Source organism: Bacteroides sp. An269 (assembly GCF_002159755.1).
Lineage (GTDB): Bacteria > Bacteroidota > Bacteroidia > Bacteroidales > Bacteroidaceae > Phocaeicola > Phocaeicola intestinalis.
In genome coordinates, this window is record NZ_NFJG01000037.1 from 1 (window position 1) to 15271 (window position 15271).

General features: G+C 47.7%; 13 protein-coding genes. 5 read left to right on the forward strand and 8 right to left on the reverse strand.

Annotated features, from left to right (window positions below; translation table 11 throughout):
* Positions 1 to 156 precede the first annotated feature (156 nt).
* Positions 157 to 999 (reverse strand): metallophosphoesterase, encoded by an 843-nt coding sequence (locus tag B5F71_RS08975; RefSeq protein ID WP_087209540.1) that lies wholly within the window; start codon positions 997 to 999, stop codon positions 157 to 159.
* A gap of 64 nt (positions 1000 to 1063) precedes the next feature.
* A complete protein-coding gene (locus B5F71_RS08980) occupies positions 1064 to 2767 on the reverse strand; it encodes a bifunctional metallophosphatase/5'-nucleotidase (protein ID WP_241148580.1) in 1704 nt (567 codons plus the stop codon).
* A 131-nt stretch (positions 2768 to 2898) separates the two neighbouring features.
* On the opposite strand from B5F71_RS08980, the gene B5F71_RS08985 reads away from it, so the two are divergent.
* The gene (locus B5F71_RS08985; protein WP_087209506.1) at positions 2899 to 3831 is read left to right on the forward strand and encodes a J domain-containing protein; all 933 of its coding nucleotides are present in this window, start codon (positions 2899 to 2901) and stop codon (positions 3829 to 3831) included.
* A 125-nt stretch (positions 3832 to 3956) separates the two neighbouring features.
* Complete coding sequence (locus B5F71_RS08990) at positions 3957 to 4253, forward strand: chaperone modulator CbpM (RefSeq protein ID WP_022039893.1); 297 nt, start codon at positions 3957 to 3959, stop codon at positions 4251 to 4253.
* Positions 4254 to 4447: 194 nt separating this feature from the next.
* Here B5F71_RS08990 and B5F71_RS08995 read toward each other — a convergent pair whose 3' ends face one another.
* The 6 genes from B5F71_RS08995 to B5F71_RS09020 form a co-directional block, all read right to left on the reverse strand.
* Entirely contained in the window at positions 4448 to 4855 is a 408-nt protein-coding gene (locus B5F71_RS08995; RefSeq protein WP_022039892.1) for an amino acid-binding ACT domain protein, read from the reverse strand.
* A gap of 64 nt (positions 4856 to 4919) precedes the next feature.
* Complete coding sequence (locus B5F71_RS09000; RefSeq protein WP_022039891.1) at positions 4920 to 6221, reverse strand: phenylacetate--CoA ligase; 1302 nt, start codon at positions 6219 to 6221, stop codon at positions 4920 to 4922.
* A gap of 69 nt (positions 6222 to 6290) precedes the next feature.
* Positions 6291 to 7619 (reverse strand): pyridoxal phosphate-dependent aminotransferase, encoded by a 1329-nt coding sequence (locus B5F71_RS09005; RefSeq protein WP_087209509.1) that lies wholly within the window; start codon positions 7617 to 7619, stop codon positions 6291 to 6293.
* Between the two features lie 138 nt (positions 7620 to 7757).
* Positions 7758 to 8354: an indolepyruvate oxidoreductase subunit beta gene (locus B5F71_RS09010; RefSeq protein ID WP_022039889.1), complete on the reverse strand. Its 597-nt coding sequence runs from the start codon at positions 8352 to 8354 to the stop codon at positions 7758 to 7760.
* Positions 8351 to 9970 carry an indolepyruvate ferredoxin oxidoreductase subunit alpha gene (locus B5F71_RS09015; protein ID WP_087209512.1) on the reverse strand — a complete coding sequence of 540 codons (1620 nt, stop codon included), beginning with the start codon at positions 9968 to 9970 and terminating at the stop codon, positions 8351 to 8353. The genes B5F71_RS09010 and B5F71_RS09015 overlap by 4 nt, the downstream gene beginning before the upstream one ends.
* A gap of 163 nt (positions 9971 to 10133) precedes the next feature.
* Complete coding sequence (locus B5F71_RS09020; protein ID WP_087209515.1) at positions 10134 to 10910, reverse strand: amidohydrolase; 777 nt, start codon at positions 10908 to 10910, stop codon at positions 10134 to 10136.
* Between the two features lie 255 nt (positions 10911 to 11165).
* Between B5F71_RS09020 and lysS the strand changes: the two genes are divergently transcribed.
* Genes lysS through B5F71_RS09035 form a run of 3 tightly spaced genes read left to right on the forward strand, consistent with a single transcriptional unit; the run spans position 11166 to position 15270 of the window.
* Entirely contained in the window at positions 11166 to 12896 is a 1731-nt protein-coding gene (gene lysS / locus B5F71_RS09025; RefSeq protein ID WP_087209518.1) for a lysine--tRNA ligase, read from the forward strand.
* Positions 12897 to 12909: 13 nt separating this feature from the next.
* Positions 12910 to 13905 (forward strand): NAD(P)H-dependent glycerol-3-phosphate dehydrogenase, encoded by a 996-nt coding sequence (locus tag B5F71_RS09030; RefSeq protein ID WP_013616264.1) that lies wholly within the window; start codon positions 12910 to 12912, stop codon positions 13903 to 13905.
* Between the two features lie 15 nt (positions 13906 to 13920).
* Positions 13921 to 15270, forward strand: coding sequence for a glucose-6-phosphate isomerase (locus B5F71_RS09035; RefSeq protein WP_013616263.1), 1350 nt, complete (start codon positions 13921 to 13923; stop codon positions 15268 to 15270).
* The last annotated feature ends 1 nt before the right edge of the window (position 15271 follow it).

The following is a 15271-nucleotide window of genomic DNA, read 5'->3' on the forward strand; positions in this document are numbered from 1 at the left end:
CCGGATGACCCTGATTCCGGGCTTCCACCGCCTTCCTCCGCCCTTTCCGCTACGCTCCAAGGACGGAGGAAGGCGGTGGCGGAGTTGCACTTCTAACTTGACGGTGGGAAAAAGATGCTATCTGGATTGATAATACGACCCAATCAGAAACTCCAATTATTTTGATGGCTTGGGGAATTGTTGTTTGAGTTCTACTACTACCACTTCGCTGGGCGTGAAGAGGCGGATGTCTTTCCGCGAGGTGCCCAGCCCGTTGGTGATGATGAGGGGGATGCCCTGGCTGTTGTGCTTCAGTCCCGTGAGGAAGCGGTTCCCGTATTTGGAGAAGTGTGCAGGACTCCACCGGCGGAACAGGCTGACTTGTCCGCCATGCGTATGTCCTGCCAAGGCAAGGTCGGTGTTCGATACGTCCGTGTCTTCCACATAATCGGGGGTATGTACCAGCATTACCACAAAGTCTTCCGCACGAAGCGCAAGGGTAGGCGATACACCGTTCCGTTTCAGGTCGAACGGATTGCGGATACCGCATATCAGGATGTATTCGTTTCCTTTCCATAAGGTATCCGTTTTATGTTCCAGCAGACGCACTCCCGTATGTGCCATGGCGCGGCGCACCAAGGTGTCGCTTTCTCCCCGTTCGTGGTTGCCCATGACGGCGTATGTGCCGAAACGTGTCTTTACCTGTGCCAGTGCCGAGAACAGTTCTTCCATATCTCCTCCTTCCCGTCCGCGATAGTCTCCTCCCAATAAGAGGACATCTGCATCTGCCGCTTGCAAGGCACGGATGGCTCCATGCAGGCGCTTGGCATCAAACCGGCTTTCGTAATGGAAGTCGGAAGCAAAAGCGATGCGGAACCCGTTGAAAGAGTCGGGCACTTGCTCGCTGTAAATCTCATACCGCTTGATGCGTCCCACTCCTTTGTATTTCGAGAAGGAAGCGGTGGCGCACGAGGTGAGAGCCAGACAAGCGGTGATTATCAGAATAGGGATAGATTTGATTTTCTTATTCAATGGAGTGCTTTCTTTTTAATCAATTATCTAAATCTGCGTAATCTGTGGCGGATTATTCAAACAATACTTTCCTGTCGCGTTCGGCGGCAGGTTTTACCCACTCATCGGGGATGAAACGCCAGTGGTTCAAGGGATGCGGGTCGAGTGTCCCGACCTCTTCGATGCGTTTCATCAGGTAATAGCGCAGGTCTTTGTCGGTAGAAAAGACGATGCGCCGGGGGAGTTCTTCTTTGGGGATGCCTGCCCCTCGGGTCAGCAAGTCACCTCCTCCGTTGCCCCGGTACGAATTGACGGCTACGGTGTAAGTGCGGTCAAGGTCGAACGGTGTGCCGTCTGCTAAGCTCGTGATGGTGATTTTCTCGCCTTCGGGCTTGGTGACATCTACCGTGTAAAGAATGCCTGCCGCCGAATCGAAGTTGAAGCTTGGGTTCTTCAGGCGGCCGAAGCCTTCGTCTTTGTCGTTGAGCAGGAGCAGGTGGTCGTCGGGTGATTGCATCCGGTTTGTCCAAATGGCATACGACATCTCGAGGAAACCTTTGATTTCGCGTCCGGTAAGGCGCATCGTGTAGAGCAGGTTTTCGTACTTGTAGAGGTTGAACATGTCGCTCATGTAGATGTCGCCCGCCTTGATTTCAGCATCAAACGAGAGCGGGGCGCAGAACGAGATGTCGGCTCCTGTAATGTCGAGCTGGAGCTGGTGGAGCAGGTCGATGAATGCCGAAGAGCCGAAATAGGCGTCTTTCGTGGAGATGGTTTGCCGGATGCTTCCTATCTTGCGCGACACGAAACCGAGCGTGGCTTGGTATTGCGGGTCGAACGCCTGCATGAAGTCTTCGTCGACGGGAAGGGAGGACACATCGCTCAGCTTGCCTTCAACCGTTTTCTTCAGGATGCGGCCGTCTTGGCGCGTCACTTTCAGGGTTACGTCGGCTATGGTGCGGGCGGCATTGGCAGGATTGATGAGCAATACCGAGTCGCCTTCCGCGTTGCATATCTTCTTGCACAGGCGGCGGTGGTCGTGCCCCATGAATACAATGTCGAAGCCCGGCACGTTGCGTGCCACCGCTTCCGAGCCGTTTTCTACTACGTTATCCAGCAGGTTCCCTTCCGGTCCGGCATGAAACAGCCCTACCAGTACATCGGGATGCTCTTTGGCGGCGATAATGCCTGCCCATCGGCGCGCGCATGTTTCCATATCCTCGAAGCGCAGTCCGCTCCACATCGTTTCGGGCAGCCACGAGGGGATGGCGGGTGTGATAAGCCCCAGCACGGCGATGCGCACGCCGTTGCGTTCGAACACGCGGTATGGAGGGAAGTAAGGCTCGCCCGTGCGCCGGTCGATGATGTTGGCGCCCAGCATCGGAAAGCGGCATTGCTTCGCCCAGCGGTCGTATACGGCATGTCCTGTCTCGATGTCGTGGTTCCCCATATTGCCTGCGTCGTATTTCAGGTAGTTGAGCATGGCAGCGCATACGTGGGTCGAGGCCGTGTCGATGTAGTTGTAGTAATAGGCTACGGGCTGTCCTTGCAGGATGTCTCCGTTATCGAAAAGCAGTACGTTGTCGCCGTATTGCTTGCGCTGGGCATCCACGAAGGTGGAAATCCGTGCCAGGCTGCCCTTCTGTGGGTGCCGGTTGATAAAGTCGTAGGGGAAATAAGCCCCGTGCACGTCACTTGTCTCCAACAGTTTGATGGTAATTTCTTCGGTGTTCGATGCCTGTACGCCCAGCATGCTTCCGGCGCCGAGCAACGCCATAAGATAGTTTCGGATATGCATAAGTTTGGTTTTTATGTGATGTGACAAATTGTCGGTTAGTGCAAAGATAGTTAAAATAATGTCATTGGCATAGACTTTGTTCCTTTTCGCGTAAAAAAACAACTGACTATATGGCTTACATAGACTATTACAGCATTTTGGGAGTTGACAAAACGGCAACTCAAGACGACATCAAGAAAGCATACCGTAAGCTGGCACGCAAGTATCACCCGGACCTGAACCCGAACGACCCGAGCGCGAAGGAAAAGTTTCAGGCGATAAACGAGGCCAACGAGGTATTGAGCGACCCCGAGAAGCGAAAGAAATACGACGCTTATGGGGAGAACTGGAAGCATGCCGATGAGTTCGAAGCACAGCAGAGGGCTTATCAGGCACGTCAGGGAGATGCCGCCGGCGGAACGGAATACTGGTATTCTACCGACGGGCAGCATTTTACCGGCGGATTTGGCGGAAATGCCGGAGGCTTCTCCGATTTCTTCGAAGAACTGTTCGGGCACCGTGGAGGTACAAGTGGCCGGCAGGGAAGAGGAGCCTTCCGAGGGCAGGATATCGAAGCGGAGCTGCACCTTACGTTGCGTGAGGCGGCGGCGACGCATAAGCAGACTTTTACCGTGGGCGGAGAAACCTTGCGTATCACGGTGCCTGCAGGCGTGGCGGACGGGCAGGTCATCAAGCTGAAAGGCCATGGCGGGAAAGGTGCCAACGGAGGTCCGGACGGCGACTTGTACATCACGTTCGTAGTGGGCGATGACCCTGTATTCAAGCGGAAAGACAACGACCTGTATACCGATGTTACCATCGACCTTTACACGGCTGTGTTGGGCGGCGAGGTCACGGTGAATACGCTCGACGGGCAAGTGAAACTGAAGGTGCGTCCCGGCACGCAAAACGGCGCGATGGTGCGCCTGAAGGGCAAAGGCTTTCCGGTCTACAAGCAAGAAGGCAGTTTCGGCGACCTGCTGGTAACGTATCATATAACTATCCCGACTTCGCTCACGGAACATCAGAAAGACCTCTTCCGGGAGTTGCAAAAAGGAGCGTGATGCTTTTATTGAAACGCAGATTAACACGGATTATCGCAGATTATTGTTCTTAATCATTTGTTTTAATCTGTGTTAATCCGCGGAAATCTGTGTTTCAAACTCAACAACTTAAAAACTCAAAGATTATGCAAAACGATTTGATTATCATAAACGATTATTGCGAACGGTGCGACATTGAGCCGGATTTCGTGCTGATGTTAGGCGAAGGCGGACTGATAGATGTAGAAATTATTGGAAATACCGGTTATTTCCCTGCCTCCCAGCTGGGCGAACTGGAGCGTTACACCCATCTGTATTACGACTTGTCGATTAACATCGAAGGCATTGATGCCATCCGACACCTGCTCCGGCGGATAGAAGACCTGCAAGAGCGCGTGCGCAAGCTAGAAAATGAATTGCATTTCTATACAATAGGCAATTGACAAATCGGATACAAGTTTCCGGTTGAAAACAATTTTTTGTTTGTAAGGCTCTTTTCACCAACCTTCTGTAAGAACAGGAGTTGCCTGCTTGGAAGCATAAACGTGAATAACGTATAAGTGGGCAAGACCTTGTTCCTACAGATGGTGGAATGTAAAAGTCATCACTGTAAAACAGAAAATTAGTGAATAAATTGTCAAAAGGTCAATACATCGCATTGGTGGGCTTGAAGCACTTCCAGGCAATGCTTCAGGTCGTTAGGCTTGATGACCACGTTCGCCCGGTCGTTTTGGGCGAAGGCATACATGTACTCGATAAAAATCTGTTCTTGTGCCAGGTATTCCAAAATGACTGCCAATGCACCTGGTTCATTGACACAACTTAAACAAACGACATCTGTGGAAATCACGGCAAAATCATGTGAGCGAAGTACTTCTACTGCTTTGTCTACATCAGACACTATTAAGCGGAGAATGCCGAAATCTGTTGTCTCCGCCATACTGAAAGCATGCATATTGATACCGTTCGTCCCCAAGATACGTACTACTTCGTTGATTCGTCCGGTTTTGTTTTCTAAGAAGACTGATAATTGTTTAATTGTCATAAGTTTTTTATTTTAAGTTGACTAAACTCTAAATATGTCCTGTAAAACTATCTGGAACAAATTTTTACACCAATACCCGTTTATCTATTACACGTTGTGATTTGCCCTGGCTGCGTTGAATGCTGTTTGGTTCCATTAATTTCACGTCAGCACTGATGGAAAGCACACTCTTCAACTTGTCTGCCAACTGTTTTCTCAAAGCTAGCATACCGCCGATATCGTCGTTAAAGTAATCACGTCGAACTTCCACCTGTACTTGTAAGGTGTCGAGATTGTTTACCCGGTCTACTACAAGCATATATCGTGGTTCGAACTCCTTCATGCTCAATATCACACTTTCCACTTGTGAAGGAAAGACATTGATACCACGGATAATCAGCATGTCATCGCTCCGCCCCATAATGGGAGTCATACGTACGCTGGTACGCCCACAAGCGCATTCGCCGGGCATCAGCGAAGTAAGGTCTTTGGTGCGGTAACGTAGTAAAGGCATCCCCTCTTTGGTAAGTGTGGTGAATACCAATTCACCTTGTTCTCCAATAGGGAGAGGCTCCAAGGTAACAGGGTCAATGATTTCAGGATAAAAATGGTCTTCGTGGATATGCGATCCATGCTGTGCCTCGCACTCGCATGACACACCCGGTCCCATAATCTCGCTCAAGCCATACAGGTTATATCCTTTCAGCCCTAGTCGTTCCTGTATTTCCTGCCGCATATGCTCTGTCCACGGTTCAGCTCCGAATGCTCCGATACGCAGGCTTAAATCATTTTTATTAATGCCCATCTTGTCTACTGTTTCTGCTAGGTAGAGAGCATACGATGGGGTACAGGCAATGCCCGTAATCTTCAAATCTCGAATAAGTCGCACGTGTTTTTCTGTGTTGCCAGTCGAAGCTGGTATTACCGTGGCACCTAGGTTTTCTACTCCGTAGTGCGCTCCTAAACCTCCTGTAAATAATCCATACCCATAACTCACAGAGAAAGTATCTTCACGTGTCACGCCATATGCCGAAAGGCAACGCGACATCACTTCCGACCATATCGCAAGGTCCTTGCGTGTGTAGCCCACGATGGTTGGATTTCCAGTTGTTCCCGATGAGGCATGTACTCGCACTACTTCCGATTTCGGTGCTGCCATCAGTCCATAAGGATAGTTGTCACGCAGGTCTTGCTTAGTGGTGAAGGGAAGCTTCACGATATCATCAATACTCCTGATGTCTTCAGGCATCAAATCCATTTCTTGCATCTTATGCCGATAGAACGGCACATTATGATAAACGTAGGCAACAAGCTTTTGCAACCGTTTGCCTTGCAGCTCACGTAACTGTTCGCGAGGCATACATTCTTTATTGGGATTCCAAATCATTTAATCTGTTAATAATTAATGGTTAATAATTTAAGGCTGAGCATGGCTCATTGCTATCAATTACAATTTTCATTGTTTATTATTCATTATGTTGTGGTCCTCATGAAACGCTTTCATCCGTTCTTCCAACACCGGATAAAGTTCTTCGCACATCCGCGAGGTACAAGCACGAACACCTTGCTGCTCGCTTCCGGTAGTAGAGAGTGAAATGCTACTCACTCCGTAATACATCAATTCTAAAAGAAGTTCTCCTCCAGTCATACCCGGATAACCTAATGTGAAGAAAAAACCGTCGCCCACTTGTTGGGTCACATCTCTATCGTACACAATGGTAAAACCGTTTTCCGTGAATATCTGCTTCATCCGACGGGCACGACGCTCGTATTCGCGTACATCTTCTACGAAATTGATTTCACCCGAAACCGAGCGGTTAAGCATCTCTGCCATTCCGTATTGGGTAGTAGCAGTACATCCCGAAGTAATCATATAAAGAATGGAAGCGATTAAAGTGGGACCAAATACTCCCAAGTTTTCATACCGCTCTGCCAACGCTGGATACTGACGGTCGAAAAGCTTGTCGGATATGCAAGCCAAGGCTATACGCTGACCGGCATAGCTGAATATTTTCGAGGCAGAAAGCATCAGGATGTAATTGTCGGTATAGCGTGCCACGGTAGGCACGAACGGAGCTTGGTACGGATGACCATACGGGTGGCGGAAATCCATACAGAAATAAGCCTGGTCCTCCATTACCACAGCATCATAGCGGGTGGCAAGTTCGCCGATGATTTTCAATTCCTCTTCCTCCAGACATATCCATGCAGGGTTATTCGGATTAGAATAAACTATCGCCGCTATATCTCCTTTCTCTAGATAACTCTCCAGTTTGGTCTGAAGCGGATTTCCCCGAAAATCGTGGATGTCAAAATATTCCCATTTTACGCCCAGTATGCGGAGTTGCGACTTCTGGATAGGGAAACCAGGATCGATGAAAAGCACTTTATCTTTACCTGGAATGCGCTGGGTACAGGCAATGAATGCTCCAAATGATGCTGCTACCGAGCCTGTAGTAGGTATGCATGCGCGAGGAGAGATATCAATATCAATAAATGCTTTTACGAAACGGGATGCTGCTTCCTTCAGTTCGGGAACACCGGCTGCAGCAGGATATTGTGCTCCCAATCCCGCATCAAGAGCTTTCTTCTCAGCCTCAATACCTACCTTGTTTGCCGGGAGTCCGGGAGAACCTTGATCCATACGGATAAACGGAATGCCCGTCAGTTCTTCTAAACGGGATGCTACAAGCAACACATCGCCGATAGTGGCATTTTGCAAGTCGGCGACTTTCAACTCGCGTGCCACTTCTGCAACCAATTCCTTATTAAATATACTGCTCATATAATATATATAATAATTTACAATTTGAAAATATTGATTTTCGCAGATTAATCGATTATTTCAATTGACGATGGACACTTGAAACAGTAATATAAATGAATCGCAATAATTTGCGAAAATCAGTATGGACCTGCATTATTATTCCTTCACAAATCCAAGCTTTTTCACATAGTTGTGACCGATGTCGAAAGCACGGTAATTCATTTGCACGACTTCTTCTCCTTTCGAGGCGAATATCCGTCCCACGCTTTCGCGTAACGTGGCAGGGTCGAGAATCTTTAGGAATGCCGATGCAGCTCCCAGTAAAATTACATTTGCAGACTTTGGCATTTGGTTTTCTTTCGCCAATTGTTCCACATCGAGTGACACTACGTGGGGCTGTGCTTTCAGTTCATCTGTCAAGGCTTGTTCATCTGGATAGTTAGAGATGTTCTTGAACGGAGCAGACGAAGTAATAATCCATCCGTCTTTAGCCAAAAAAGGTAGATAACGCAACGCCTCCATCGGCTCAAGCGAAAGAATCATATCTGCTGTTCCTAAAGGGATAAGATCGGACGCAATAGGTTTGTCCGAGAGACGGAGGTTCGACTGCACATCGCCCCCACGCTGACTCATCCCGTGTACTTCGGCTTGTTTTAATGCCAACCCCATACGGGTGGCCGCTTCTCCAATGATGGTAGCAATGGACAAGATACCTTGTCCACCAACTCCTGAAAGTATAATGTCTGTTTTCATTTCTTTTCTGCTCTTTTCTTTTTCAACTTACGGTTTAATGTCTGTATGCACTCACGTCGCGGAATAATAACTGATACGCCCCGATACTCGATTTCTTCGCGGATGATGCGGGTAATTTCATCCATATTCTTAGGCAGAGGAACTACCACGCGTACGTGCTCTGGCTCTACGCCCAGCCCCAGGCAGATGGCTTCAAATTTGTTGGTGCCTGCCGAGTCCTGTCCGCCGGTCATGGCTGTGGTAAGATTATCCGAAATCACTACGGTGATGTTTGCTTTGTCGTTCACTGCATCTAACAGACCGGTCATTCCTGAATGAGTAAATGTAGAGTCTCCGATAATCGCAATGGCAGGGAATTGTCCGGCATCTGCCGCACCTTTCGCCATTGTGATGGACGCACCCATATCCACGCAACTATTTAATGCACGGAACGGAGGAAGCGCTCCCAGCGTATAGCATCCGATGTCACCAAAGATTTTCGCACCTGGATATTCGGCAGCCACACGGTTTAATGCATCATATACGTCACGATGGCCGCATCCAACACACAAGGCAGGTGGACGCGGTACTAAATGTTGCGCAGGAGCATACACCTCTACGCTGGCAATGCCTAATGCTATCTTCACACTATCAGGGGTTAATTCTCCGGTGCGTGGCAAGTCTCCGCTCAGACGTCCTTTCACTATGTAGGGAGAAGGAAGCAAACCTTTCAATTGTTCTTCTACAAAAGGCTGGCCGTCTTCCACCACTAGTATTTCCTTGCACGACTCTGCCAGGTCGGCTATCTGTTTCATCGGGAGCGGGTATTGCGATACCTTTACCATCGGGAACGGACATCCTTCGGGATAATTTTCCATCACATAGTTATAACCGATGCCGCATGCTACAATGCCCCGTTCAGCCTTTCCTTCGCGTGATACGGTTTTATTGAAAGGAGAAGTTTCCGCTAACTGAAGCAGTTGGGGTTGGGCGGCAATTACTTCCAGATAGCGCCGGCGAGCATTACCTGGCAGCAATACCCAATCGGAAGGTACTGATTCCCTTCCCGTACAAGTCACATCAAGAAATGAACTTTTCACTTGCACCGCTGCACGTGAGTGTGCCAAACGAGTTACAATACGCATCAGTACAGGAAGTTTTTCCCGTTCCGAAAGTTCGTAGGCATATGCCATCATATCGTATGCCTCTTGTTGCGATGAAGGTTCTAAGACAGGTACCATCGCAAACTTGCCATAAAAACGAGAGTCTTGTTCGTTCTGCGATGAATGCATTGAAGGATCGTCTGCCGCTACAACTACGATACCGCCGTTCACTCCCGTGATGGCAGAATTAACAAAAGCATCGGCACATACGTTCATGCCCACGTGTTTCATGCATACCAATGCACGCTTGCCCACATATGAAACTCCTAAAGCCGCTTCCATTGCAGTCTTCTCGTTAGTACACCAGGTACTGTGTAATCCTCTGGCTTTTGCCAGAGACGAATCTTGTATGTATTCCGTAATCTCGGTTGAGGGAGTTCCCGGATAGGCATATACCCCTGAAATCCCTGCATGGATGGCTCCCAAAGCTATTGCCTGGTCACCCAATAATAAAAATTTTTCGCTATTTTCCATAAATGTGTTTATTGGTTCACCATCGAATAACATGAATCCAAAATGTAATAATAAAAAATGATAACAGCAATGAGACTATTCTCTGTGATTAGTTATCCACACATTGACATTAATCATTAACTGGATTTCGTGTTTTCGTGATGAATTTTTTCATTTTAATCAATTAATAATCTGTAGTGGAAAAAGACATAGAAAATCCGTCGGCATCGTCCAGTACGGGAAACTTTTTGCGGAAAACTTCCAAACTGTCCATATCCACGATGGCTTCAGTTCCTTCCTCACACTCGTCCTTGCAGGCAGCTAGTGTGTGCCCGTAAGGGTCTATTACAGCACTTCCCCCACAATATTCACATGTAGGGTCCTTACCCACACGGTTCACGGCTATTACATAGCACTGATTCTCAATGGCACGGGCACGGAGCAACATTTTCCATGCTTCCACGCGTGGTGTCGGCCAGCTTGCCACATAAAGGATGGCATCGTAATCGCCCCGATTGCGCGACCAGACAGGAAAACGCAGGTCATAGCAGACTTCCAACAGGAAGCGTACGCCCCGAAACGGAACAATCACACGTTTATTGCCAGGCGTATAATGCTTATCTTCGCCCCCGTATGTGAACAAATGCTTTTTGTCGTACCAGCATACCTGCCCATCAGGGTATACAAAATAAAAACGATTGTAATATTTACCGTCTTCTTCGGTTGCTACGCTTCCGGCAATAGCGCATTCGCGTTTCCTTGCTTGTTGCTCCATCCATCGAAGTGACTCGCATTCCGTCTCTGCCACTCCCTCAGGCTGCGTACAAAAACCGGTCGAAAACATTTCGGGCAGCACATAAAGGTCGGCTCCCGTATGCGCCTCCATCATCTTTTCAATATGCTTTTGATTCGTTGCTGGATTTGCCCAACAAATATCGGTTTGCAGAATAATGACTTTCATAATGCTTTTCATATCGTTAGAAACATCCCCAAAGGTAACGAATTAATCGGCATTACCCAACAAAATGAGTAAAATTTTAATAAATGGGCTTCGATGTCTTGCCGATAGGGTACTAACGAAAGCATTTTCCAAGAGGCAAAAGAAGTCAGAAGCTGCCAGCTTAAGGTGGAATTCATAAAAAGAAATGGTGAACATAGGGATAGATTGCAAAATATTTTTTATTTTTGTAGCGAAATTGAGTTAATGTACTGACAAATGAACGTATTAGAACTAAGTGAACAGGAGATTATCAGGCGTAACAGTCTGAATGAGATGAAAGCGATGGGCATCGAACCGTACCCTGCTGCCGAGTATGTAACTAATGCATTTTCAACCGATATAAAAGCCGAATTCAAGGATGACGAGGCAGAACCGCGCAAAGTATCAGTTGCAGGACGCATGATGTCACGTCGTGTAATGGGGAAAGCTTCTTTCATCGAACTACAAGACTCGAAAGGACGTATCCAAGTATATATCACCCGTGATGACATCTGTCCGGATGAAAACAAAGATTTATATAATGTGGTATTTAAACGCTTGCTCGACTTAGGCGACTTCATCGGCATTGAAGGTTTTGTATTCCGAACTCAGATGGGAGAAATATCCATCCATGCGCAGAAGCTGACCGTGCTGGCGAAATCGCTCCGCCCGCTTCCCATTGTAAAATACAAGGATGGCGTGGCGTATGACAAGTTCGAAGACCCCGAACTGCGCTATCGCCAACGCTACGTGGACCTGATAGTAAATGACGGAGTGAAAGACATCTTCCTGCAACGCGCTACGGTGATACGTACCATCCGCCGCGTACTGGACGAAGCCGGCTATACGGAGGTAGAGACCCCTACCTTGCAGAACATTGCAGGCGGTGCAAGCGCCAAGCCCTTCATTACCCACTTCAACGCTCTTGATACCGACATGTACCTGCGTATCGCGACCGAACTTTATCTGAAGCGGCTCATAGTGGGCGGATTCGAAGGTGTATACGAAATCGGCAAGAACTTCCGCAACGAAGGCATGGACCGCAATCATAATCCGGAGTTCACTTGTATGGAACTGTACGTACAGTATAAGGATTACAACTGGATGATGGCATTCACCGAGAAGCTGTTGGAAACCGTCTGCATCGCCGTAAACGGAAAGCCCGAACGCGAAATTGACGGCAACATCATCAGCTTTAAGGCGCCTTACCGCCGCTTGCCTATCCTGGAAGCCATCAAAGAAAAGACCGGCTATGACCTGACCGGCATGGACGAGGCACAAATCCGCGAAGTGTGCCAAAAGCTGAACATGGAAATCGACGACACCATGGGCAAGGGCAAGCTGATTGATGAAATCTTCGGCGAGTTCTGCGAAGGCACCTTTATACAACCCACGTTCATCACCGATTATCCCGTAGAGATGTCGCCCCTTACCAAGATGCACCGCTCGAAACCCGGACTGACCGAACGTTTCGAACTGATGGTGAACGGAAAAGAGCTGGCTAATGCATACTCGGAACTGAATGACCCGATAGACCAGGAAGAACGTTTCAAGGAACAGATGCGCTTAGCCGACAAAGGCGATGATGAAGCGATGATTATTGACCAGGACTTCTTGCGTGCCCTGCAATACGGTATGCCTCCTACAAGCGGTATCGGAATCGGCATCGACCGTCTGGTTATGCTTATGACGGGCAAGACTTTCATTCAGGAAGTATTGTTCTTCCCGCAGATGCGTCCCGAAAAGGTGACCCCTAAAGATAAAACTGAAAAATTTACTGCTTTAGGCATTCCTGAAGAATGGGTCCCGCTTATCCAAAAAGCAGGATATAATTTGGTATCAGACATGAAAGAAGTTAATCCGCAAAAGCTGCAAATGGACATCTGCGGAGTAAACAAGAAATATAAATTGGGACTGGCTAATCCAAGTGTTGACGAAATCGCAGCATGGATAAGTAAAATCATGTAAGTAAAAAACAAACATGAAATTACCCGGGAAAATAGCAATCATGGGTGGAGGAAGCTGGGCAACGGCTATCGCAAAGATTGTCCTTGCCCAAGCCGGTACGATAAACTGGTATATGCGCCGAGACGACCGCATCGAGGACTTCAAGCGGTTGGGGCATAATCCGGCTTACCTGACCAGTGTGCGCTTCAACATCAAATGCATTAACTTTTCATCGGATATAAACAAAGTAGTGAGAGAATCGGATACGCTGATATTCGTCACTCCTTCACCTTACTTGAAAGCACACCTGAAAAAGCTGAAAACGAAGCTAAAGGACAAGTTCATCGTAACAGCCATCAAGGGTATCGTACCCGATGAAAACATGATCATATCCGATTATTTTCACAAGATGTATGATGTGCCCGAAGAAAACATCGCCGTACTGGCAGGTCCTTGCCACGCGGAAGAAGTGGCTCTGGAGCGTCTTTCTTACCTTACCGTGGGATGTAAAGACATCGAAAAAGCCAAAATGTTCGCCCGCCAGCTGAGCGGACAATATATCAAGACTTCCGTAAATACGGATGTGGCAGGAATCGAATATGCTTCGGTGTTGAAAAACGTATACGCCATAGCGGCAGGTATCTGCAGCGGTCTGAAGTATGGAGATAATTTCCAGGCTGTATTGGTCTCGAATGCCCTGCAAGAGATGAACCGTTTCTTAGACACGGTACATCCGGTAGACCGATGCACCAACGACTCGGCTTATTTAGGCGATTTGCTCGTTACCTCTTATTCCAACTTCAGCCGTAACCGTGTGTTCGGTACCATGATAGGCAAAGGATACTCGGTGAAAAGTGCACAAATCGAAATGGAAATGATAGCAGAGGGCTATTACGGCACAAAATGCATCAAGGAACTGAACAAGCACCTGCATGTGAATATGCCGATAGTAGATGCTGTCTACAACATCCTGTACGAACGCATTTCTCCCATGATTGAGATAAAATTACTGACTGATTCATTCAGATAAAATACATATACTATTATGGAAAATATCAAACTTAACATCGAAAAGACTTTAGGATTCATTTCTAAAGAAAAATTAGCTTCTTACGAACCCAAAGTAAAAGCTTGTATGGAAACTCTGGAAAAAGGCACCGGCCTTGGAAACGATTTCCTGGGATGGCTGCACCTGCCTTCTTCTATCACTCAAGAACACTTGGACGATTTAAAAGCTACAGCTCAAGTATTACGTGAAAATTGTGAAGTAGTAGTTGTTGCCGGCATTGGAGGAAGCTACTTGGGTGCCCGTGCCGTTATCGAAGCGATGTCTGACAGTTTTGCATGGCTGAAAGAGAAAAAAGCAGGCCAGCCTGTTATTTTATTCGCAGGACATAACATCGGCGAAGACTATCTGTACGAGTTGACCACTTACTTGCAAGATAAAAAGTTTGGTATCATCAACATATCCAAATCAGGAACAACAACAGAAACCGCCCTCGCATTCCGTTTGTTGAAAGAGCAATGCGAAAGACAACGCGGTAAAGAAATGGCACGCAAAGTTATCGTAGCTGTAACCGATGCCAAGAAAGGTGCAGCCCGCACTACTGCCGACAAAGAAGGATACAAGTCGTTTATCATTCCTGACAATGTAGGCGGACGTTTCTCTGTATTGACTCCGGTAGGTCTGTTGCCCATTGCCGTGGCAGGATTCGATATCGAACAGCTGGTAAACGGAGCACGCGAAATGGAAAAGGTATGTGCCAGCGAGAACCTGATGGAAAATCCTTCTGCCTTATATGCGGCAACTCGCAATGAACTGTACCAGAATGGAAAGAAAATTGAAATCCTCGTCAACTTCCAGCCTAAACTGCACTATTTCATGGAATGGTGGAAACAATTGTTCGGCGAATCGGAAGGAAAAGACCACAAAGGCATTTATCCAAGCTCGGTAGACTTCTCTACAGACTTACACTCAATGGGACAGTGGATTCAGGAAGGCGAACGTACCATTTATGAAACCGTAGTGTCCGTCGAGACACCTAACCATGAATTGAAAGTTCCTACCGATGCAGAAAACTTGGACGGTCTGAACTTCCTTGCCGGAAAACGCATTGATGAAGTCAATAAGATGGCAGAATTAGGTACTCAATTGGCCCATGTAGACGGAGGAGTGCCCAATATGCGCGTCAGCGTTCCGATGCTGAATGAATTCTATCTGGGCGAGCTGATTTATTTCTTTGAAAAAGCATGCGGTATCAGCGGCTATTTGCTGGAGGTCAATCCGTTCAACCAGCCAGGTGTAGAAGCTTACAAGAAAAACATGTTCGCCTTGCTGAACAAACCGGGATACGAAGCAGAATCGAAAGCTATCCAAGCCCGTTTGAACAAGTAGC

Coding starts and splice junctions, on each gene's coding strand:
- B5F71_RS08980 (WP_241148580.1), bottom strand. CDS start 2,767: ATGGCGTTGCTCGGCGCCGGAAGCATGCTGGGCGTACAGGCATCGAAC.
- B5F71_RS08985 (WP_087209506.1), top strand. CDS start 2,899: ATGGCTTACATAGACTATTACAGCATTTTGGGAGTTGACAAAACGGCA.
- B5F71_RS08990 (WP_022039893.1), top strand. CDS start 3,957: ATGCAAAACGATTTGATTATCATAAACGATTATTGCGAACGGTGCGAC.
- B5F71_RS08995 (WP_022039892.1), bottom strand. CDS start 4,855: ATGACAATTAAACAATTATCAGTCTTCTTAGAAAACAAAACCGGACGA.
- B5F71_RS09000 (WP_022039891.1), bottom strand. CDS start 6,221: ATGATTTGGAATCCCAATAAAGAATGTATGCCTCGCGAACAGTTACGT.
- B5F71_RS09005 (WP_087209509.1), bottom strand. CDS start 7,619: ATGAGCAGTATATTTAATAAGGAATTGGTTGCAGAAGTGGCACGCGAG.
- B5F71_RS09010 (WP_022039889.1), bottom strand. CDS start 8,354: ATGAAAACAGACATTATACTTTCAGGAGTTGGTGGACAAGGTATCTTG.
- B5F71_RS09015 (WP_087209512.1), bottom strand. CDS start 9,970: ATGGAAAATAGCGAAAAATTTTTATTATTGGGTGACCAGGCAATAGCT.
- B5F71_RS09020 (WP_087209515.1), bottom strand. CDS start 10,910: ATGAAAGTCATTATTCTGCAAACCGATATTTGTTGGGCAAATCCAGCA.
- lysS (WP_087209518.1), top strand. CDS start 11,166: ATGAACGTATTAGAACTAAGTGAACAGGAGATTATCAGGCGTAACAGT.
- B5F71_RS09030 (WP_013616264.1), top strand. CDS start 12,910: ATGAAATTACCCGGGAAAATAGCAATCATGGGTGGAGGAAGCTGGGCA.
- B5F71_RS09035 (WP_013616263.1), top strand. CDS start 13,921: ATGGAAAATATCAAACTTAACATCGAAAAGACTTTAGGATTCATTTCT.